The following is a 267-nucleotide window of genomic DNA, read 5'->3' on the forward strand; positions in this document are numbered from 1 at the left end:
CTCTTGGTCAGCCGTATCGGTATTGCACTGACACACGCAGTATTTTGGTCGATTACGGCTTCTTTGGCGGTACGGCTTGCGCCCACCGGCAAAACCAATCAGGCTTTGGGCTTGCTCAGTACGGGTACGGTTTTGGCGATGGTTTTGGGCATTCCGCTGGGGCGCGTGGTCGGGCAATACTTTGGCTGGCAGCTCAGCTTCCTGCTGATCGGCGTCTGCGCTGCCGGCGTAATGCTGGTGTTGGCTAAAAACCTGCCTGCTTTACCT

Annotated in this window: 1 protein-coding gene; it reads left to right on the top strand. The window is 56.9% G+C overall.

Going from position 1 to position 267, the window contains the following annotated elements; genetic code table 11:
* A partial coding sequence (locus ACTHS4_RS12005) for an MFS transporter (protein WP_440365998.1) occupies window positions 1-267 on the top strand: 267 nt, incomplete at both ends.

The sequence above is a fragment of the Neisseria sp. P0014.S009 genome, assembly GCF_051958155.1.
Classification (GTDB): Bacteria; Pseudomonadota; Gammaproteobacteria; order Burkholderiales; family Neisseriaceae; genus Neisseria; species Neisseria flavescens_C.